This is a genomic window from Kiritimatiellia bacterium (assembly GCA_028715905.1).
GTDB lineage: Bacteria > Verrucomicrobiota > Kiritimatiellia > JAAZAB01 > JAAZAB01 > JAQUQV01.
In genome coordinates this window covers 62,035-82,885 of the sequence record JAQUQV010000002.1, presented here as the reverse complement: position 1 = coordinate 82,885, position 20,851 = coordinate 62,035, and the positions used below count along the sequence as shown (strand labels likewise).

Annotated in this window: 22 protein-coding genes and 1 tRNA gene; 20 read left to right on the top strand and 3 right to left on the bottom strand. The window is 53.9% G+C overall.

Translation table 11 applies throughout. The annotated features are described in order from the left end of the window. Positions 1-140 precede the first annotated feature (140 nt). From PHP98_01080 to amaP, 17 genes are all read left to right on the top strand, one after another. Positions 141-224: transfer RNA gene (locus tag PHP98_01080), tRNA-Leu, on the top strand. Positions 225-332: 108 nt separating this feature from the next. Further along, positions 333-1,805, top strand: a complete 1,473-nt coding sequence (locus PHP98_01075) for a metallophosphoesterase family protein (protein ID MDD5482232.1) — start codon at positions 333-335, stop codon at positions 1,803-1,805. A gap of 273 nt (positions 1,806-2,078) precedes the next feature. After that, a complete protein-coding gene (gene ispF / locus PHP98_01070) occupies positions 2,079-2,573 on the top strand; it encodes a 2-C-methyl-D-erythritol 2,4-cyclodiphosphate synthase (GenBank protein MDD5482231.1) in 495 nt (164 codons plus the stop codon). A 17-nt stretch (positions 2,574-2,590) separates the two neighbouring features. Continuing rightward, the gene (gene cysS, locus PHP98_01065; protein MDD5482230.1) at positions 2,591-3,997 is read left to right on the top strand and encodes a cysteine--tRNA ligase; all 1,407 of its coding nucleotides are present in this window, start codon (positions 2,591-2,593) and stop codon (positions 3,995-3,997) included. Positions 3,998-4,011: 14 nt separating this feature from the next. Further along, positions 4,012-4,662 carry a dTMP kinase gene (tmk, locus tag PHP98_01060; protein MDD5482229.1) on the top strand — a complete coding sequence of 217 codons (651 nt, stop codon included), beginning with the start codon at positions 4,012-4,014 and terminating at the stop codon, positions 4,660-4,662. A 350-nt stretch (positions 4,663-5,012) separates the two neighbouring features. Beyond that, positions 5,013-5,231: a ribbon-helix-helix domain-containing protein gene (locus PHP98_01055; protein MDD5482228.1), complete on the top strand. Its 219-nt coding sequence runs from the start codon at positions 5,013-5,015 to the stop codon at positions 5,229-5,231. After that, the gene (locus PHP98_01050) at positions 5,228-5,545 is read left to right on the top strand and encodes a type II toxin-antitoxin system PemK/MazF family toxin (protein ID MDD5482227.1); all 318 of its coding nucleotides are present in this window, start codon (positions 5,228-5,230) and stop codon (positions 5,543-5,545) included. Before PHP98_01055 ends, PHP98_01050 begins: the two co-directional genes overlap by 4 nt. A gap of 159 nt (positions 5,546-5,704) precedes the next feature. After that, positions 5,705-5,974 carry a toxin gene (locus PHP98_01045; protein MDD5482226.1) on the top strand — a complete coding sequence of 90 codons (270 nt, stop codon included), beginning with the start codon at positions 5,705-5,707 and terminating at the stop codon, positions 5,972-5,974. After that, complete coding sequence (locus PHP98_01040; GenBank protein MDD5482225.1) at positions 5,971-6,246, top strand: antitoxin; 276 nt, start codon at positions 5,971-5,973, stop codon at positions 6,244-6,246. The genes PHP98_01045 and PHP98_01040 overlap by 4 nt, the downstream gene beginning before the upstream one ends. A 223-nt stretch (positions 6,247-6,469) precedes the next feature. Further along, positions 6,470-6,676 carry a hypothetical protein gene (locus tag PHP98_01035; protein ID MDD5482224.1) on the top strand — a complete coding sequence of 69 codons (207 nt, stop codon included), beginning with the start codon at positions 6,470-6,472 and terminating at the stop codon, positions 6,674-6,676. 118 nt (positions 6,677-6,794) lie between these two features. Next, on the top strand, positions 6,795-7,838 hold the full coding sequence (locus PHP98_01030) for a DNA polymerase III subunit (GenBank protein MDD5482223.1): 1,044 nt from the start codon (positions 6,795-6,797) through the stop codon (positions 7,836-7,838). Then, on the top strand, positions 7,816-8,517 hold the full coding sequence (ricT, locus tag PHP98_01025; GenBank protein ID MDD5482222.1) for a regulatory iron-sulfur-containing complex subunit RicT: 702 nt from the start codon (positions 7,816-7,818) through the stop codon (positions 8,515-8,517). The genes PHP98_01030 and ricT overlap by 23 nt, the downstream gene beginning before the upstream one ends. 199 nt (positions 8,518-8,716) lie before the next feature. Further along, complete coding sequence (aroQ, locus tag PHP98_01020; GenBank protein ID MDD5482221.1) at positions 8,717-9,190, top strand: type II 3-dehydroquinate dehydratase; 474 nt, start codon at positions 8,717-8,719, stop codon at positions 9,188-9,190. Positions 9,191-9,192: 2 nt separating this feature from the next. Further along, on the top strand, positions 9,193-9,639 hold the full coding sequence (gene accB, locus PHP98_01015) for an acetyl-CoA carboxylase biotin carboxyl carrier protein (protein MDD5482220.1): 447 nt from the start codon (positions 9,193-9,195) through the stop codon (positions 9,637-9,639). A gap of 117 nt (positions 9,640-9,756) precedes the next feature. Beyond that, positions 9,757-11,127, top strand: a complete 1,371-nt coding sequence (gene accC / locus PHP98_01010) for an acetyl-CoA carboxylase biotin carboxylase subunit (protein ID MDD5482219.1) — start codon at positions 9,757-9,759, stop codon at positions 11,125-11,127. Between the two features lie 20 nt (positions 11,128-11,147). Next, on the top strand, positions 11,148-11,675 hold the full coding sequence (locus PHP98_01005) for an Asp23/Gls24 family envelope stress response protein (GenBank protein MDD5482218.1): 528 nt from the start codon (positions 11,148-11,150) through the stop codon (positions 11,673-11,675). A 4-nt stretch (positions 11,676-11,679) separates the two neighbouring features. Next, positions 11,680-12,258: an alkaline shock response membrane anchor protein AmaP gene (gene amaP, locus PHP98_01000; GenBank protein MDD5482217.1), complete on the top strand. Its 579-nt coding sequence runs from the start codon at positions 11,680-11,682 to the stop codon at positions 12,256-12,258. Here amaP and PHP98_00995 read toward each other — a convergent pair. After that, complete coding sequence (locus PHP98_00995) at positions 12,255-13,469, bottom strand: DUF1015 family protein (protein ID MDD5482216.1); 1,215 nt, start codon at positions 13,467-13,469, stop codon at positions 12,255-12,257. The two genes, amaP and PHP98_00995, sit on opposite strands and share 4 nt — an antisense overlap. Before the next feature lie 430 nt (positions 13,470-13,899). On the opposite strand from PHP98_00995, the gene PHP98_00990 reads away from it, so the two are divergent. Next, positions 13,900-15,816 carry a hypothetical protein gene (locus PHP98_00990; GenBank protein MDD5482215.1) on the top strand — a complete coding sequence of 639 codons (1,917 nt, stop codon included), beginning with the start codon at positions 13,900-13,902 and terminating at the stop codon, positions 15,814-15,816. On the opposite strand, the gene PHP98_00985 is transcribed toward PHP98_00990, so the two are convergent. Further along, the gene (locus PHP98_00985; GenBank protein ID MDD5482214.1) at positions 15,779-16,684 is read right to left on the bottom strand and encodes a radical SAM protein; all 906 of its coding nucleotides are present in this window, start codon (positions 16,682-16,684) and stop codon (positions 15,779-15,781) included. The two genes, PHP98_00990 and PHP98_00985, sit on opposite strands and share 38 nt — an antisense overlap. A 634-nt stretch (positions 16,685-17,318) precedes the next feature. Here PHP98_00985 and PHP98_00980 point away from each other — a divergent pair. Together PHP98_00980 and PHP98_00975 are read left to right on the top strand one after the other, a co-directional pair. Beyond that, a complete protein-coding gene (locus tag PHP98_00980; protein MDD5482213.1) occupies positions 17,319-18,383 on the top strand; it encodes a Gfo/Idh/MocA family oxidoreductase in 1,065 nt (354 codons plus the stop codon). A gap of 38 nt (positions 18,384-18,421) precedes the next feature. Further along, complete coding sequence (locus PHP98_00975; protein ID MDD5482212.1) at positions 18,422-19,552, top strand: glycosyltransferase family 4 protein; 1,131 nt, start codon at positions 18,422-18,424, stop codon at positions 19,550-19,552. A gap of 356 nt (positions 19,553-19,908) precedes the next feature. Here PHP98_00975 and PHP98_00970 read toward each other — a convergent pair whose 3' ends face one another. Further along, the gene (locus tag PHP98_00970) at positions 19,909-20,832 is read right to left on the bottom strand and encodes a hypothetical protein (protein ID MDD5482211.1); all 924 of its coding nucleotides are present in this window, start codon (positions 20,830-20,832) and stop codon (positions 19,909-19,911) included. Between the last annotated feature and the right edge of the window lie 19 nt (positions 20,833-20,851).

Below are 20,851 nucleotides of genomic sequence, written 5' to 3'. Positions count from 1 at the left end.
GCCACCATGTTTTTCCGCGCTGATAAAGATTGCCGGTGCGTCTTTTTTTTGTCATATTCCCCTTGCTTTTCGTTTTGTGCGGTTCAATTTGCTTCTGATGGTATTATTGGTCAATAAAATCAATTTTTTCAATACCAGAAGCCTGGGTGGCGGAATGGCAGACGCATCGGACTTAAAATCCGATGGCCCTAAAGGCCGTATGGGTTCGACTCCCATCCCAGGCATTTGACTTTAACTGAACCTGCTTTCGCAGGGCTGACGCAACGCGCAAAAACCTGTTGTCCGCAGCGCCGCGGGTAAACGGAATTGATTGACAAAGCCCGGGGGAGATCATGCGTTACGCCATCGTTTCTGATATTCACGCGAATTGGCAGGCCTGGAAAACGGTCTTGCTGGATATTCGCAGCCTGAAAGTTGACCGCATCATCTGCCTTGGCGACGTGGTCGGATACGGCCCTAATCCGCGCGAGGTGCTGGAATCGGTTCACGAGACGGTGGATTATTTCGTGCTGGGAAATCATGACGCGGCGCTGTGCGGCAAGCTGGAAAGCACGCTCTTTAACGAACAGGCCCGCATGGTGTTGGCATGGACGCGCGACCGCGTCAGCCGGGAAGCGCTGGACTTTTTGAAAACAATTCCACTCGCGCTTGCCGGGGAAAACTTCCGCTGTGTCCACGGCGAATTTTCCGAGCCGGGATTCTTTAATTACGTAATTGAGCCGGAAGACGCCCTGCGTTCATGGCAAACCGTCGCGGAACCGCTGCTTTTCAACGGGCACACTCATTGCCCCGGTATTTTTCTGACGGGTGCGAGCGGAAGACCTTACCGGCTCGCCCCCGAGGATTTTGAGCAGGAACAGGGAAAACGTTATCTGGTCAACGCCGGCTCCGTGGGCAATCCGCGCGACAGCGATACGCGTTCATCCTACTGCATTTACGATCTCCGCCGGCGCGCCGTATTCTGGCGTAAGATTCCCTTTGACCTGGATGCCTACCGGCAGGCTCTGAATGAGGCGGGGCTGCCGGCCGAGCCGGGCGGATTTTTGGAACGCGACCCGAACCTGGCGGCAACGCCGCTGCGCGCCAGGCTGAATTTTATTCCGCCGGCCGCCAAGGCGCAGGCGGCAAAGGACGTGATTGAAGTCCAGGTCATCAAAACATTGAAGACAAAAATCCAGCGCTGGCGTTTCGCGGCCCTGTTGTCAATTTTGGCTGCGCTTGTTCTGTTCATTGCGGGCGCCATTTACCGGCACCGGATTGTTAACCGCGAGTTGGATATCGGACGGGCTGACCCGATTGTTGTTTACCATGGCGCTCCGTCCCGGAATCTTTTAACAACACCCCCTTCCCCGCTGCCGCCGAACAGCGTCCTGCCGGGTTGGATACTGCATCTGGGCGATAAATACCGCCAAAGCATTGAAGTCTGCCGCGGCGAGGAAGGCGCCCCGGTATTCCGGCTCTCCTCGGCCAACCCGGGAACAACCATCGGATTGTCGTCGGGAATTATTACGGTCACGGATGACATGAAATTCGTCCTGGAAGCGTTTTTCCGCAAAAGCGATGATTTTAAAGGCAGCGTCTGGACGGCGGTTTCGGTGGTAAAGAAAACCGGGGAAAAAGATGTCAGCATGGAACAATACGTTGTCAAGGAGCCGGCCCTGATGCGCCGCGGCGGGTGGATGGCGGCCAGGCAGACCTTTGACCTTCCGAAGGGAACGCATACCATCCGCCTGCACGTGCGCGGAAAATTCAAGGGCGCCGTCCTGGTCAAAAACATTCTGTTGCAGCGCAAGACCGGGAATTGAACGATGTCTGTCCCCCATTATTTAACGGCGGATTGCGGGCCAAAATCCGGGCAAGCGGCAAATTCCAATCTCCGCCGTTACTCCTTAAATGAAGTCTGGATCCGCAGAACATCGTGCAGAACAAGCGCGGCCGGGTTTTCCTCTTGACATATTTCCTGCAATATCACTTTATTTAGCAGTTAAAAACAAGTTTCCGCCGGTTTTTTTGAGCAAATTAAAATCGCAAAGAAAAAAATGGAGGCGCAGCCTGAACCCGCGCTGTAAAAAGCCGTCATGATCCGCACCGGCATAGGATTTGATATTCACCGGTTCGCCGCGGGCCGCAAACTGGTCCTGGGCGGCGTCCGTATAAAATCGGGGCCCGGCCTGGCCGGCCATTCGGACGCGGACGTCCTTTGCCATGCGGTCATGGACGCCCTGCTCGGCGCGGCCGCGGACGGCGACATTGGAACCCACTTTCCAGATAATGAAAAACGCTGGAAAGACGCCGACAGCCTGAAAATGCTTGCCGCAGTCGGCAAAAAATTAAAAAATAAAAGGATGACTGTCGTTAACATTGACGTTTCCGTGCTGGCAGAAAAACCGCGCCTGGCTCCTTACCGCGACAAAATGCGCGGCAAGCTGGCGCGGGCGCTCTTGCTGGATAAAGCGCGGGTTTCCATCAAGGCAACCACCCTGGAAGGGCTCGGGGCGCTCGGCCGCGGCGAGGGAATCGCCGCTTTTGCCGTGGCGGGAGTAGCCCAGGCAATCCCGAACGCCAAGCGTTGAATTTCAAGCGGCACAACATGTTGAAAATCTTCAATACCTTGACGAGACGCCCGGAGGAATTCATCCCCCTTGCCCCGCCGGACGTGAAAATGTACACCTGCGGGCCGACGGTTTATAACCATGCCACCATCGGCAATTTCCGGGCCTATGTTTTTGAGGATATTTTACGCCGCTATCTGAAGGTTTGCGGGTTCAAGGTGCGCCAGGCGATGAACCTGACGGACGTGGACGACAAAACCATCCGCGGCGCGCGCGCCGCCGGCGTTTCCCTGGCCGATTATACCAAGCCTTACAAGGACGCTTTCTTTGCCGATATGCAGACGCTCAACATTGAGCCGGCCGAGCATTACCCGGAGGCGACCGGACATATTCCGGAAATGATCGCCCTCATTCAAACGCTCATTGACAAGAGGTACGCTTATCCCGCAGCGGACGGCTCGGTCTATTTCAGCATAGCCAGATTCAAGAAATACGGGCAATTGGCCCATCTTGACATGCAGGGACTCAAGCCGGGCGCAAGGATCGCTCAGGATGAATATGAAAAGGAAAATGCCTCCGATTTTGCGCTCTGGAAAGCGTATCAGGAGGAAGACGGCGATGTTGCCTGGGATTCGCCCTGGGGCAGGGGGCGCCCGGGCTGGCACATTGAATGCTCGGCGATGAGCATGAAATATCTCGGCGAATCGTTTGACCTGCATACCGGCGGAATTGACAACATATTCCCGCATCACGAGGACGAAATCGCCCAGAGCGAGGCGGCCACCGGAAAACCCTTCGTCAAATACTGGATGCATTGCGCCCACCTCGTAGTGGACGGGCGCAAGATGTCAAAATCGCTCGGAAATTTTTATACCCTGCGCGATTTAACCCAAAAAGGATTTTCGGGCCGCGAAATCCGCTACGTCCTCCTTTCCGCCCATTACCGCCAATCCCTCAATTTCACCTTTCCGGCGCTGGAGGCGGCCCGTTCATCCCTGCACCGGCTGGATGAATTTAACGCGCGCCTGCAGGATGCCGCCGGAAAGACCGGAACCAGCCCTGGCGGAAATCCGGCCTGGATTGAAAATTATTTCCGGAAATTCCGCGCCGCAATGGACGAGGATCTGAACCTCCCCGCCGCCCTGGCGGCCTTGTTTGACATGATTCACGAAGGCAACCGTAAAATGAATGCCGAAGCTCTTTCCGCCGCCGAAGCCCAGGCCGCGCTCAATGCGCTGGACGGCATGGACGCCGTTCTGGGCGTATTAAAACGGGGCATGGACAAACCCGACCGCGCCATCATGGAGCTCGCCCGGTCAAGACAGAACGCCAGAAAGGCAAAAGACTGGGCGGAAGCCGACCGGCTGCGCCGGGAGATTGAAACAAAAGGCTGGATTATCCAGGACGCGGCGGACGGGTTTAAGCTTAAAAAAAGAAGTCAGTAGTCAGCAGACAGAACATGAAATCCAAACGCGGCAGATTGATAACGTTTGAAGGCATTGAAGGCAGCGGCAAATCCACCCATGCGCGGCTCCTGGCGGAAAAACTGCGCACGGCCGGCCATGAAGTTGCGGAAGTCCGCGAACCTGGCGGCACGTCCATCGGCGAAGTTATCCGCCGCCTGCTGAGCAGCAAGGCCGGAAGCGAGAAAATGTGTCCCCGGACGGAACTCCTGCTTTTCATGGCCAGCCGCGCCCAGCTTGTGCAAACCGTCATTTTGCCGGCTCTACGGCTCGGAAAACACGTCGTTTGCGACCGGTTTTCGGATTCAACGGCAGCCTATCAGGGATACGCCCGCGGATGCAGCCTGAAATTAATCGCCGCCATCAACGCCTTCGCGGTCCAGAAACTCGCGCCCGACCTCACCATTCTCCTTGATCTGGACCTGCGCGCCGGATTCAAAAGACTGCACCAACGCAACCGGCGGCAGGGAACCGAAAAAGACCGGATTGAAAGCGAGAACATGGCCTTCCATCAGCGCGTCCGCGAAGGTTATCTTGATCTGGCGAAAAAAAATCCGGAGCGGTTTTGCATTGTGAACGCCGGGCGGCCGGTGACAAAAGTTCAAACGGATATCTGGAAGGCGGCGAAAAATGTCATTGAGCGGTGAGTTAGAATCGTCCGTTCTGTCCGGATACCTGTCGAATTATCGCCGTCCCGCAGCTGGTTTGCAAACGGTGAAGGAGGCGTTGGCTCAAAAAAATTGAAAATATGCGAGTTAATTGCAAAACTCCTGTTTTGCTGGAATTCAGTCAGGAGTCAGAATTCAGAATAAGCGCAAGTCGCTGATATTAAGCATCTTGGCATGTGCTGTCGTTCTGACTACTGTCTTCTGACTTCTGGATTCTGCTTGCAAAAGTAGACTTTTGCAAGCGACTCATGCCATGGACAATAAATCAATAATGGGTATTATAGCTATAAGTCTCAACATAAAGGTATATAGTCATGAGAACCATACAAATGACCCTGGACGATAATCTCGTCAAAACAGTTGATCGCGTTGCCAGAGAAACAAAGACCACCCGATCAGCCTTTACTCGCGAAGCCCTTCGTCTGGCAATTCGCCGGTTGCAGGCGCGGCAATTGGAACAAAAACACCGGCTGGGATATGCCGGCAAACCGGTTGCAAAGGGAGAATTCGATGTTTGGACAAAAGAGCAGGCCTGGGGTGAAAAGTGAAAAGAGGCGAGGCCCGATGGTACAGATTCCAACACCCCGACAAGAACCGTCCCGTGTTAATTTTGACGCGGAATTCGGTCATGGAATATCTGAATGAAGTCACCGTAGCGCCCATCACGTCAACCGTACGGGACATCCCAAGCGAAGTTCATCTCTCCCGGGAAGATGGAATGCCCAGAGAATGTGCTGTAAATTGCGACCATTTTCAAACTGTTTCAAAAAACAAACTCGGGAACGTCATCACAACGCTTGTTCAATCAAAGATGATGGAAGTCCAGGCAGCTATCCGGTTTGCCCTGGAATTGGAAGAGTGAAAGAAATAAATGATTTGATAATGACATCGGTCAATCCGCCCGTGGCGGAGGTTCAATAGCAAGTTGCCGGATCAAAAGATTCTGTTAATCAATCTGTGCGGACCAGACCAGATAAACAATGATATTGACAAAAGATAGGCATTGTCCTATATTCAGCACATGAAATTCAATTGGAGTCCCGAGAAAAATAAATGGCTCGCAGAAAACCGCAACATTACATTTGAGGAAATAATTTATCTTATAGACGAAGGCTATTTGCGGGCAATTTTAAAGCACCCGAAGAAACCAAATCAAGAAATATTGGTGGTTGAACGCGAAGGATATGCATTTAATGTGCCCTTTGTGAAAGAACATGATGGAACATGTTTTTTAAAAACAATATATCCCAGCCGCGCGTCAACTAAAAAATATATTGGAGACAAAAAATGAAAAAATTACTGCTCACTAAAGAAGAAGCGGCGCTGGAAAATGAAATTGAAAATGGCGAATGGGTTGCTGTTCCCGATATGGCGGAAGAAATAAAAAAATATCAAACCCATGCCCGGAATGCTTTGAATAAGATCAAAAAAATCAACATCCGCATGTCCGATTGGGACTATAACAATATAAAGCTACGGGCTATTCAAGAAGGCTTACCTTATCAAACATTAGTTTCAAGTATAATTCACAAATATTTAACGGGACAAATGAAACCCAGCTAAAGGCCACAGATGGCGGCGGCTTCGTTCCCCACATGCCCTTCTGGGTGTATTACCACACGCCGTCAGGATGTAGTTTGCCGTTGACTCTGCATGACGAATGCCTACTATATCCTCAAATAATTTGATAATGACATCGGTCAATTTGACCGATCAAAGGCTCAATCGCAAATTGTCAGATCAAAAGATTCTGTTAAGCAATGGTTGGGGATGAGGAAAAAACATCATGGATGGCGAGCTATTCAAGAAGTTGGTCACGGAACCCGAAAAATGGCTGTTCTACCTCTGCCTTGCATGTGTCATCATATTCGTGCAAACGATCATCAGCCGTGTCGCCGATGCTGTAGTCAAGCGACTGTCCGCCAAAGTCAAAGAGAAGAAGGGGATCCTCTCTGTCCTTGGGGCCGTATCAACCATGTGCAATCGGATGTGAAATACGACTTTGTTTATGTGGACCGGGAAAGCTTTGAGAAATTCAAGCCTGTCTCATTCAGGCAGTTGGTTGATAGCTTCAGGGAATATAAAAAGCAAAACGAGCGGAAGAATTCAGGATGAGCGGTGAAGTCGTTAATAAACTGAAACAATTTCAGGATAGTTTTGCCGGCGGCCGGATGGGGCATGCCTACCTGATCGTCGGCGACCCGCGCGGCAATGCCGGACAACTGGCGGAAAGCATCCTGCAGATGCTTTTTTGCGCCGGGAAAACAGAACGCCCCTGCGGAAACTGCAACAATTGCCGGCGGGTTTCAAAACGCATTCATCCTGATATTATCCGGATTGAGCCGATCAAAAAATCACGCGGCATCCTGGTGGAACAGATTGAGGAAGTGATCAGGCAGACTTTTCAAACAACCTTTGAAGGCGGCTGGAAGGCCGTTGTGTTCAGCGACGCCGAACGGATGAACAACGAGGCGGCGAACAAACTGCTGAAAACGCTGGAAGAGCCGCCCCCGCGCAGTATTTTTCTTTTGCTTTCCAATCAGCCGGAAGCCCTTCTGCCCACCATCGCTTCCCGCTGCCAGCGGGTCGCAATGAGCGATTGCGCCATTGATTCTAATGACGAATTGCGGCCGGTCGTGGCCAAGATCGCGGCCGGCGCGGCAAGCGGCGGGACTGCGGCCGGACTGCTCCAGGCGAAAGAAATGCTCGCCCTGCTTAAAGAAATACGGGAACAGGCCGAGCACGAGACGGCCGAATGGCTGCGCCTGGCCCAGGTAAGCGGCGAACAGAACGAAGACCTGGAAGAAATAGGCCTGGGAAGAACAGCCGCCGTTTATCGCGAGCGCCGCCGCCACGTATTGCACCTGTTGATTATGTGGCAGAGGGATTTGCTCATTTGCGCCAGCGGCCTGCATGATGACAGCCTGCTGTTTTACCGTTCCGATGCCGACCGGCTCCGGGCGGCGGCATCCGGATTGACATATCCGCAGGCAATGAATAACATAGCCGCGGTTGAGAAAGCGCAGGCATGCCTTGACCAATATCTGCCCGAAAACATGGTTATAGAAAGGGCGTTTCTGCAACTGGCTGCCAACACCAATGCCGCATGCCGCCCCTGCGGGGAAAGGGAAAATGTTTCGTCTGCTTCACGTTGACTGCGGAGACATTCATTTGTGGCAATGCAACGTCTCCCCGGTCCTCGCCATTAACAAGGGCGACGAATGCATCGTTCAAAAGGAAAATCACCTGGAATTCGGACGCGTGATCATGGAGACCCGCAACGGCGCCGCGGAGACAAGCGGCGCCGCCCCCATGGTGATGAGACGGGCAACCCTGCAGGACCAGGCCGTGGCGCATGAAAACATCCTCTTATCCAAAAACGCATGGCGAATCTGCCAGGAAAAAGTCGCCGCCGGCAATCTCCCCCTGCGGCTGATCCGGGTCCACTACACGTTTGACCGTTCCCGCCTGATGGTTATGTTCACCGCCGAGGAAAGAATTGACTACCGCCAACTGGTACAGGCGCTGGCCGACGAACTCCATGCCCGGGTGGAGATGAATCAGATCGGCGCGCGCGACGCGGCCGCCCTGCGCGGCGGCATGGCTTCCTGCGGGCGGGTCATGTGCTGCAAGAGCTGGCTGCAGAAGTTTGAAAACGTGCACATGAGCCTGGCAAAGAACCAGGGCCTGCCCATGCGCCAGACATCAATCAACGGCATGTGCGGGCGGCTGAAATGCTGCCTGCGTTTTGAATATTTCAGCGCGTATAAAAAGATAAACAGTCCCCCGGCCGCGCATCCGGCGGCATTGGAGGGCGAAGAGCAGCGCCTTTAACGCCGGGAAAAAGAAAAACATGCGAACCGTCATGCCATAACGGCGTTAATTTCCGCACATTGCCCGGCGGCGGCCGACGCAAAGACCCTGCGGACGGGCATGGGTTTGCCGAAAATTGTCTGCGGACAAAAACCGCGCCGGATTTTTTTCGTCTTCCAGGGCAAAAAAAATGCTTGGCCTGGAGCGGTAAATAGGGATAATGGGGGGCATGTTAAAAATTCTTTTATTGAACGGCCCGAATCTGGGACGGCTCGGCAAACGCGAGCCGGGCATTTATGGAACGGCGACTCTGGCCGACATAGAACGCGTTCTCCAGGCGCGGGCCGGGGCAAGCGGGGCAAAAATATGCTCTTTCCAGAGTGATATTGAAGGGGCGCTCGTTGCCAAAATCGGCGCCAGCGAAGGAGTCTATGACGGCATTATTTTCAATCCGGGCGCCTACACGCATACAAGCATCGCCTTGCGGGACGCCCTTCAATCCGTGCAGGTTCCCTGCGTTGAGGTGCATCTTTCCAACACCGCCGGCCGCGAGGAGTTCCGGCGCTTCAGCCTGACGGCGGCGGTCTGTCTGGGACAGATCATGGGGTTCGGGGTTTTAAGTTATGAACTGGCGCTCATCGCCCTGATTGATTATCTTTCCGGAAAGCGCAAAAAGAAAAGACAAAAGAGGTAAATATGGAACTGGAAGAGATAAGGCAGATCATTGATTTGATGAATGAAAACGGCTTGAACGAGTTTGAACTTGAAAAAAACGGCGTGCGGCTGCTGATCAAGAAAGGCCCGTCCGGCCAGGTCATCCATACGGTGCAGGCGGCTGCTCCGCCGCCGGCGACCAAGCCGGCGGAAACCGCCCCGCCCGCTCCGGACGCCGCGCAAAATAATTGCGTGGAAATTAAGGCCCCGTTTGTCGGCACCTTTTACCGGGCGCCCTCGCCGGACGCCGATCCCTATGTGGCCGAAGGCCAGGAGGTGAATGCGGACACGGTTTTGTGCATCGTGGAGGCCATGAAGGTTATGAACGAAATCAAGGCGGAAATCCGCGGCATTGTGCGCGCGATTCTTGTGGAAAACGCCCACCCGGTCCAGTATGGCCAGCCCTTGTTCAGGATTGAAAAAATCTAAAGAAAGGCACACAGGCAGAAGGGACAAAGGCACAAAGTGATAAGAACATTTAAGAAGATGTTTGCTGAACAAACTTTGTGCCTCTGTGCCTTTGTTACTTTGTGCCTGATTTAACATATGTTCAACCGAATTTTAATTGCCAACCGCGGCGAGATAGCGCTGCGAATCATCCGGGCCTGCCGCGAGATGGGCATCAAGACCGTTGCCGTTTATTCGGAAGCGGACGAGAAATCGCTGCATGTCCAACTGGCCGACGAGGCAATCTGCATTGGTCCGGCCCCGGCCAATGAGAGCTACCTGAAAATTTCCAATATCATCAGCGCGGCCGAAGTGACGGATGTTGACGCCATTCATCCGGGATACGGCTTCCTCGCGGAAAACGCGCACTTTGCCCAGATTTGCACAAGCTGCAACATCGCCTTTATCGGGCCCTCGTCCGAAAATATCCAGCGCATGGGCGATAAATCCGTGGCGCGGGAAACAATGCGCAAGTACGGCATTCTGCCGATCCCGGGCAGCGACACGGTTTTGAAAACGCAGGAAGAAGCCCTGGAAGCGGCCCGGAAAGCCGGCTATCCGGTCTTGATTAAAGCCGCGGCCGGCGGCGGGGGAAAAGGCATGCGCATCGCCCATAACGACGTCAGCCTGGCCCAGGCTTTTATCATGGCCAGCTCCGAGGCGGAGCGCGCTTTCGGCAACGGGGCGGTTTATGTTGAAAAATACCTTGACGACGCCCGGCACGTTGAAATCCAAATCATTGCCGATCATCACGGCAACGTTGTCCAGCTCGGCGAAAGGGATTGCAGCATCCAGCGGCGCCACCAGAAACTGCTGGAGGAAACCCCCTGTCCGGCGCTTACTTCCGACCAGCGCCGGAAAATGGGCAAACTCGCCGTCCGCGCGGCCGAGGCCATAAATTACCGCAACGCCGGCACTATTGAGTTCCTCCTTGACCGCTCCGGCCGCTTTTATTTCATGGAGATGAACACGCGCATCCAGGTTGAACACCCCGTGACTGAAATGGCAACCGATCTGGACCTGGTCAAAGAACAGATCAGGATCGCCGCCGGCGAAAAGCTCTCCTTCAGCCAGAAGGATATCAATCCTGTCGGACATGTGATTGAATGGCGGGTGAACGCCGAAGACCCTTTTCATAATTTCGCGCCCTCGCCCGGCAAGGTGGAATGGATTCATTTTCCGGGCGGTCCCGGGATCAGGGTGGACTCGCACGTTTATCCAAGCTATGAAATCCTGCCGTATTATGACAGCCTGATCGGCAAAATCATCGTGCAGGGCGCGACCCGCGCGGAGGCGATCAACCGCATGTACGGCGCGCTCGGCGAATTCATGATAGAAGGCCCGAAAACCACCGTGCCGCTCGGGCAAGCCCTTATGAACGACGCTTCATTCAGGCGCGGCAAGTATAACACCGCCTTCCTGGACAATTTTGTCAAGGAAGGCCTTGAACTGCTGAAGAATCCCCGGTAATCCGCCATAGGAGACAGAAAATGCAGACAAAAAACAGCGCCCGCATGGAGCATCCGGAAAAGAAAAATTTCGCCGACCCTTATTACACTGAAAACCGGACAGACGAAGGCAGCGATCTGGGCGCCATCATGGTGCACCACGGCGTGATCGCGGTCATCGCCAGAACGGCCGCGTTAAAAGTGCCGGGCGTGGTTGAAACGAGCAGTTCGTTTGCGGACGGCATCGCCAATATCGCCAGCATGATCGGCCGAAACACCGGCGAGCGCGGCGTGAGCGTCAAAATGCAGGGACAGAAAGTAAACGTTGAAATCAATCTGATCATTGAATACGGGGCTAAAATCCCCGCCGTGGCCTGGGCCGTCCAGAACGAGGTCCGCCAGGCCGTTGAAGAGATGACCGGCAAACAAGTCGGCGCCATTGACGTAGTGGTTCAGGGCGTCAGGCTGCCGTTAGAAACCAAATCCGCCGCCGGCGAATCGCCGGCCCGCCGCCCAGAGCTGGAAAGCGCGGCCAGACCGGCTGGAACCGGCCTGGCCGGCGGCGGCTAAAAACATGGAGGTAAAAAAAGTGAAATTCCTGCACGGCCTGATGAAATTTATAATCTCAATTTCGCTCCTCGGACTGGGGCTTCTCTTTTTAGCCGAAGTTTTCGGGGTGCCGAGCGGCATCGGTTACTTTCTGTTCAGTGACGCCATCGGCAAATTTGTCGCTGGCACCGTCCTGATCCTGATCGTCATTCTCTACTGGCTGACCGCCATGGGCGGCGATGCAAAGGAGCAGTTTCTGTCTTTTACAACCGAAGGCGGCAGCGTGAATATCCGCGTCAAGGCGGTCAATGAATTCCTGAAGCGCCTTGCCGACGAATTCGCCGACATCCTCAATCTGCGGGCGGACATCGCCGCCTCGCGCGACGGCCGCATAGAAGTGCAACTGGATATCGACGTCAAGAGCGGGACGAAAATCCAACAGCTTTCCCAGGTTCTGCAGCAGCGCGTGCGCGAAAGCATGCGCGACGGGCTCGGCATCGCCGAAATTACTTCCATCAAGGTCAATGTGAACGAAATCATCCCGGGCGAAAAGCCCCTGCCCGAAACCGACAACCGCGCCGACTGGCAGGATACTTCCGTCTAAAATGTGTGAATGAGAAGGGCGTCGCGCAGTTTGGGCTCAAACCAGGTGCTTTTAGGCGGCATGGTCCGGCCCGCGTCGGAAATCGCCAGCAGTTGATTGATGCCGGTCGGATACATTGAAAAAGCCGCCGCCGCGTTGCCGGAATTCACCCTGTTCTCAAGCTCCTGCGGCCCGTGAATGCCGCCGATGAATTCCAGCCGGCTGTCCGTCCGCGGGTCTTTAATCCCCAGGATTTTATCAAAAAGCTGGTTTTGCAGAAGACTGACGTCAAGCGCCGCCGCGGGATCATCAGACGGCGGCATTTTTTTCAAATGCAGGCCGAACCAGCTTTTGTCCAGATACATGTTTATCCGGCCGGCTTCGGCCGGGGCCCGCGGGACGTTTTGTTCAATAATGAAATATTTTCGGACTTCCTCAAGAAAACGGCCGCTGTCCATGCCGGCCAGATCGCGCACACAGCGGTTATAAGCAAGAATTTCAAGCTGTCCGGCCGGGAACAGCACCGCCAGGAACCAGTTAAACTCGGCGTTTTCATCAGCATTGGCTTGCCCAAGCTCGCGGGCGACGGCCGCGGCGGCCGCGGCGCGGTGATGGCCGTCGGCAATATAGGCCGCCGGCACCTGCTTAAAAGCCTCAATAAAAGCAGCGGTTTCTTTTGCCGGCCAGACGGCATGTTCCACCCCGTCCGGCGCGGTGAAATCATAGAGCGGCGGCTGTTCTTCCGTTGCGCGGATCAGGCTGTCAATTTCCGGCCTATCGCGGTAAGTCAAAAATACCGGTCCGCTGTGGGCGCGCAAGGCAATGGTATGCTTTTTACGGTCTTCTTCCTTTTCAATCCGCGTCCTCTCGTGTTTTTTGATGACGCTGTTTGCGTAATCGCCGACATGACAGCAGGCCGCGATGCCGTGCTGGTAACGACCGTTCCGCCTGAGACGGTAAACATAAACGCACGGCCGGGACGCGCGGATTAAAACCCCGCGCTCCTGAAGGGCGGCGAAATTGGCCGCGGCTTTTGCATAAACTTCCGGGGCATAGGGAGCAATGTTTTCGGGCAGATCAATTTCGGCGCGGGAAACATGCAGAAAGCTCATGGGATTATCGCGCGCCAGGGCACAGGCCTCAGTGCGGCTGACAACGTCGTACGGCACGCTGGCCACCCGGTCAACCAGGTCCTGGCACGGACGCAAAGCGCGGAACGGATTGATGCGCATGTTTTTCGCCTTCCTTGTCCGCGCTGAATGCACGCGGCATCTCTGTTTAAAACTGAATTCATTATTACATTATAAATCCGCTTGTAACAAGCAGAATGAATGTGTAAAAATAATTGTCGAACGCATTGAACGCTAAAACCGTAAAAACCAAAATTGCGTGATTAAATTTTTTGACTTTCCATCCCATCAGAATTCATCCCGCGCGTTGTTTCCATCCCTGATCATTCCGTTGCGATTTGAGATGGTTCTTCTGGCGCTTGTGATTTGCATCGCCGCCTTTTTCAGATTGTATCACCTGGGCGAATCCGCCTTCCGGGCGGACACGATGATTTTCATGGATTTTGCAAGCCAGCCGGCAGGGCCTGTGGAGATGTTTACAAAATGGACAACCGACCTTGGGATGCATAAATCGGGACAATTTCCCTTTCCTATGGCATTGATGAAGCTGGTCTTGAACATCACGGGCGCTCAACCAACCGCTTTCATGGTACGGCTGCCTTCGGCCGTCTGGGGCATTTTGTCCGTGCTGGCCATATATGGATGCGGCCGTGTCCTGGCCGAGAATGCTTTTGCCTTGTTTCTGGCGGCGCTGTTTGCGCTGAACCCCTTTCATATCGGGATCAGCCGCGAGGCTTACTTTTATCCGCCGCTGGTTTGCGGCAGCGCCCTGATGCTTTGGGCGATTTTCCTGCAGATTCGGTCTGGCCGGGATAAAACGGCGCTGCCTGTTTCGTTTTATGTTCTGCTCGCCTCGGGTTTTTTCCTGACAACCTATGCCCAGCCTTCATCCTGGAGTTTCGCCCTTATCGCCGCCTTGGCCATCGTTGCGTTACAGGTTAAAGGCGGTTTCCGGAACCGGGCAATGCTGAAAGGTTTGTTCTGGATTTTCGTTATTCTGACCATCATCGGAACGCCATTGTTGTTTGCCGACTGGTCGCTTTCAGAAATGTTCAGTATATCATCGCCAGCCCACAAGGAATATGTCAACCGCGTAATCGGTTCCCACCGCGAATCAATTTGGTCGTTGCTGCAAAAAACAGCGCTTGCCTTTAGCTGGGGCACCACATGGCCGCGAGCGATGTTCACGGTTGCGGTATTGCTATCTGCCCTGGCAACAATGATTTATTTATGGCAGCATGCGTTTATTATCAAGATTTTTGTTATATTGACAGCCGGCGGCATTGTTTTGTTTGTCATCACCCGTTTTTTTCTGGCGGCTGAAGTCAGCTCTAGATATTTGCTGGCTTTCCTGCCCCTGCATCTGATATGGCTCGCGCTCGGATTGTGGCTTGTTCCCGGCATATTACGCGCATCCGGAAAAATCGGCAAAAAAGTTTACATTGCGGTTCTCTGCGGACTCATGGCGGTGGCACTCGGCTTGAACCTCTGGCCCGCCTATCTCGCCACCCGACTCACCGGTAAACCGATCCCCTACTGGGACATTGCGCGTTGGTGCGACAAGAATCTGCCGCCGCATACGCTTGTGCTCGTTGAGCGCTGGCTGGACCCCTGGAACGAACTGAGGGTTCATAATTCCACCAACGTTTATTTTACTTTCCCGGTTCCTTCCGAACCGCAGGACGTGTTTGAGCGGATGAACTGGCCCGCCGCCGCCCGCCAATTCATGGAAAAATATCCGGATGCGGCCTACCTGGAGTTTTCCCGCCTGGAACGGCCGGTCAAGGCCATTGCAACTAACTGGCCTTTTGCCAGAAGCGTTTCTTTCACAAATGAGGCGGCCATCCGCCTGGCGCGGCTGGGCCTGGCGCACCGCGAGGAATTTTTTACTCCCGATAATAACCGGTTGATTAACACCATTTTTTATAATACCCGGGAAGATGTTCTTGCAAATGCCCGGAACGCCGGAAAACAATATCTTGTTTTATACGGCCCGGAATGGGGTTACGTGAAACTCTGGCAACAACTGCGTGATTTCCGCGACTGGCGCGTTCTTGAAAACCGGGCGTCCCTGGAAATCTACAACCTGACTTCTTCAACCAACAGGGTAACGCTCAAGCTGCGCGGCATGGCGCTCAACGGGTCCAAACGGGTCGCGAGCGATAGTCAATATCATGATTTCCGCCACTTGCAAATGGAGGAATGGGAGTTAAAAGACATTGCCCTGCGTCCGGGGTTGAATCAAATAGTTTTTTCCGATCCACTCTGGTCAATCTCCAAAATCCCACTATTGACAAGCGACGCTCAAATCACCCCCGCCCGCCAAAACTTGCCAAAGGAGAAGACAGACACCTTAAGAAAAAGCTCTGGCGCCGTTTATCCGCAGATCTCTGACCAGCGGCCGGGCAACTTCAACCGCGCAAAAAACGAACAGCCATTCGCATTTTGAACCACAGGCCGACTTTAAGCATGTAAGCACGCGAAAGGGCATAAGGAAAATAAACACCAAAAATAATTTTTATCAGCCAATAAGGAATTCCCAGGCAGACCCGGCGCAGATATTTGCAATTGAAGAGCACCGGAAAACGCACAAAAAACGGGAAACAGCACATTAAGCGCCGAATCATGTCTTTTTCTGCTGGATCGTAATTTAATGGACTTTCCGTGAAACAATTTTTCGGCAATGGAGTGTCAGGGTTATAGTACCCGTGTTCAACCGCATATTGCGAGAGGCTCAATCCCGGGAACGGCACAAAAACCGTAGCATACGCCAAGGCCGGCCTGGCGTTAATATTGGCGCGGATTGTTTGCAGCATCTGATCAATAGACTCCCCCGGCAAACCAATCATATTGCCTATGCGGAAAGGGACTTTGTACCGGCTCAACCAATAAGCGGTCAGCTCAATCTGCTCGTCGCTGATGGCACGCCGCAGAACTTCATTGCGTAATTTTATATCGGCAGTTTCTATACTCCACATTACGCCGGCACAACCGCTCTCGGAGAGCATCCGGGCAACATCTTCATCCACTAAATTGGCGCGCACCGAACAGTTATAAGTCAATCCGACCTCTTTTGGAAATCGCGCGCAGAACTCGGCAAACCATTTTTTGTCAATAATGAAAGTGTCGTCGCTGAAAGCCACATTTTGCAATCCGTAACGTTGCTTCACCTGAGCAAGCTCTGCAAACAGATAGTCCACGCTTTTTTTTCGGACATATTGACCGCACCCCTTGAACATGGCTCTGTACTGGTGGTTGAAACAATAGGTGCAGTTAAAAGGACAACCGCGCCCGGAAATAAACTGCTTGGAGGGCATCTCCTTCAAGAGTCCATTCTCGGCATAAACCTGTGTCCGATCCGGCAAAGGCAGAGCATCCAAATCCGCAAATTCCGCGAAAGACCGCGGGCCGGATTCTCCACACAGAAAGATATTGCCAGACGGCTGAAAATTGTTACGCAGAAACGCCAGCAAAGCATACTCGCCTTCGCCAACACAGGCCGCATCAATGGTTGAATTTTGAATGCACTGCCAGTCAAAAGTCGGCCCGGGACCTCCAATGATTGAAAAACCGCGCCAGCGCCGTTTCACCTGTCTGTCAAATTCAATATAACGCGGCAACGAGCTGGTGAAAGAGGAATACAACAAGACATCCGGCTGGTATTTGACAACCCTTGCAATTAATTTTTCAACATTGGTGCCGGCAAAAAAATTCACATCCATGCCGCCATGTTTTAAACATGAAATAAGCGAATAAACACCTTGCTGGTCGGAGATATATTTCAATAAATCAATGAATAATAATTTCATTGCCACCCCAAGGCACGAATGCACAACATACCTCATTCCGGGGCATCTTGCAGGGATGTTGCGCACAATAATGTTGTATCGTAATCTTTTATAATATATCTTTGCATAAATGGCAATGCGTTTAAAAAACAGGTAAATACGGATGGCCGTAAAAATATTAAGCATCGGCGGGGGCTGGGTCGTGAACCACCGGCATTTGCCGGCGTTGAAATTGAATCCCGGGTTTGAGCTGGCCGGGATTGTTTCCGACAATGAGCAACGCACCCGGGAAACCGCCCGGCGTTTTGGCGTTCCGCATTTTGCGGCCAATATTGATTTTTCGGCTGACTGGCAGGCCTCGGCCGACGCGGTCATCATCGGGACCATTCCGCACGCGCATTATGAAATCGCGAAGCAGTCGCTCCTGGCGGGCAAGCATGTTCTGACCGAAAAGCCAATGACCCTGACCGTGGAACAGGGGCAGGAACTGGCAGCCCTCGCCAAAGAAAAAAAACTTGTCATGGCTGTCGTCCACAATTTTCAGTTCAGTGGGGCGGCAAAAAAATATCAGCATGACCTCGCCCGAGGACGCATCGGCAAAATCCAGGCCGCCTATGGCGTACAATTGTGCAACCACCGCAGAAATATTCCTGCCTGGTGCGACAAACTTCCCTTGGGATTGTTTTTTGACGAATCGCCCCATTTTTATTACCTGTTCCGGTGGTTGAGCGGCGGGCAATGCTCGTTTTTAAACGCGACAGTATGGAAGAGCCGGGAGCATCGCAACACACCCCGCCTGGTAACCGCCGAATACCGGGCTTGTTCCAATGCTTCAGAACAAGCCGGGGATGATTTCCCCGTTTATCTCCATATCAACTTTGAGTCCAGCTTGACGGAATGGCACGTAACCGTGGTAGGTGAAAACGGCACGGCGGATATTGACGTCTGGCGGGATATTTACGTCTATCTGCCCAATGACGGCGTTCACGCGGCCAGGGACATTGTGCGCACAAGCCTGCTGGCAACCGTCCGGCACTGGCAGGGAGTTTTAACCGGCGGCATCCAGTATTTCCGCGGCCGGCATCTCTACGGCAATCTGGAAGTCCAAAACCGCTTTCTGCAAGCCATCCGGGGAAATGATTCACTTCAGGGCATGAGCGCCGAAGAAGGCATTCAGGTCGTTGCCATGCAGCACGAGCTTGTTAATCGCGCGGTTTATTACGACTGATCAAAGTGTTTCCCATATTTTAAGAATTCAAACTTTCCGTGCGCATCCTGCTTGTCACCAATTACCAACCGCCGCACATGGGCGGGATTGAATACGCCGCCGCCGCCCTCAAGGAATGCTGGCTGAAACTCGGCCATGAGGTCGTCTGGCTGACAACCGATATCCCGCCCGGCGCTTTCCCCCGCTCAAAGAACAACGTTCGCGTGCCGGCCGCCAATTTCCCGGAACGCAAGTGGCAGATAAATACGCCCCTCATCAATCCTTTCTGCCTGCCGCTTATCAACCGCGCGCTTAACGCCTGCGACGTGGTCAATGTTCACAGCCTCGCCCCCGGCCTGGCAAGTTTTGTCATGTTCCTGGCCCTGCGCCGGCGCAAACCCGCGGTCGCCACCCAGCACGTCGGCGTAATCCCGCTGGCAAACAAAATGCTGGATATTTTTCAAAAATCGTTTCTCTGTGCAACCGCGAAATGGGGAACCGGGAAAGGAATGAAGCTGACTTTTGTGGGCGAAGCTGTCCGGCAGTGGTTCCTGGATAACGCCGGGATCAGGCCGGAACAAACCGTTATGACCCCGGCCGGCATTGACCACAATGTCTTTTTCTTCGCGGCCGACGAGGAACGGCGGCGGTTCCGCGCCAAATGGCGCCTGGATGACAAAGCGCTTAACGTGCTGTTCGTGGGGCGGTTTTACGAAAAAAAAGGACTGCCGCTGATCCGGCAAATGGCGGAAACATCTCAGGAAATTCGCTTCACCCTGGTCGGACAGGGGCCGATTTCACCGGCATCCTGGGGGCTGCCCAACCTTCGTTTAATTGCTTATGTTTCCAGCGCGGAATTAAGGGAATTATACGGAGCGCATGATCTTTTCATTATGCCTTCCATCGGCGAAGGTTGGCCGGCCGTGATTCCGCAGGCCATGGCCTGCGGTCTGCCCTGCCTGATTTCAGAGGAGACTTTTCTGGGTTACGGAAAAGACCGGGAACGGTTTATAATTTGCCGCCGCGATGCGGCCGCCCTGAAAAAAGCGGTTTTGCAATTCGCCGCCGGAACGCCCCTGCCGGATGAACAGCGTTTCGGGCTTGCAAAATACGCCCGCGCGCAATGGGACTGGGAAAGGACGGCCGGGATTTATCTTGAGTTATTTGAGAAAAGCCTGCAAATCAATTAGGTCCCCGATCGCGAAGCGCATCGGGGGCAACTATTATCCCGTTCGACGTAGGGGCTTCGCTTGCGAAGCCCTTCCGGCGGGCGTCGTCAAGCGACGCCCCTACGGGATTTTCGGACAAACATATGTCTTTGAAATTCCTATGCCTTCAATTAGCCCGCCAAAAGCGGCAACTGTATTTGATAGATGTAGGAGCCGCATCCCCATGCAGCGATTCCAAACACCAGATACATCGCCGAACAGGGGTTCGGCTCCTACCCACGATTTTGCGCTCTTTTGCGGCAAGTTTGAGATTTCCATGCCTCAAGTTATGAAGAAAGCCAATCCGAACGGCCATCCCGCCGGCCGGCAGAATTGATTCAGGCATCCGCGTTGCGAAACAGCAGCATTCCGAGAGTGAGCGCCCCGGAAATATAAAGAACCGCATAGCCGCCTGCTCTCAGAAAATATCCCGGCCCCAGCGCGCCGCTCTTCTCAAACGCTTCATCAACCCAGAAACATTGCCAGTCCGGCAACGCCGCCGCGCAAATCCCGGCAAGCGGACCGCCCCCGGCGAGGTTGACCAGCAGGTATTCGGAAATCATCCCCAGGATAAAAACCAGACAGCAACAGAAAAAAACAACCGCCGGCACAAGGCGCGCGGAAAATGCCAGCGCAATCGCGGAAAGCGCGGCCAGAGCCCCGAAGACAAGGAACGCGGACGGAACCAGCCGCCAGCGCATGAGCGTCCCGAAAGCGACAAGTTGCCCGTCCAATCCGAAAAACGAGGCAATTATCAATGCCGCCAGCAGACAAAGCAAAAGCGTCTTAAACAGCGCCGAGCAGAAATTGTACCCGCGGTAATTCGCCGCGCCGGCCGCCGCGAAAGCCAGTAAAAATGCCGCGGCCAACATGCCGCCGACCAGCCAGTCCGTATGAATGCCCGCCAGGGCCATGCGCACGGCAAGCAGAGCCGCCATGCCGCCGGCGGCCGTGAACAGAAAGCAAACAAGCGCAATGCCGCAGTATGTGGCCGCGAAAAACAATTCACGGCTGACCGGCTTGGCCAGCACCATCCCCGCCGTCCCGTCGCGGACCTGCCTGGAAAGAGACGCGATGGATGAGGCAACCACCAGGAAAAGACCATAGAGAAAGCAGGAAGCCAGCGCGCCGTCGCGGACAATGCGTTCTTCCTGGCCGAGCGTAAAAACCGCGATCACCGGCAGCATGCCGATCGTGGCGATACAGACCGTCAGCAGAATAATAATCACCGGCTGGCGCATGATGTCGCGGGCCGTGTTCAAGGTTAATGAAAAAAATATG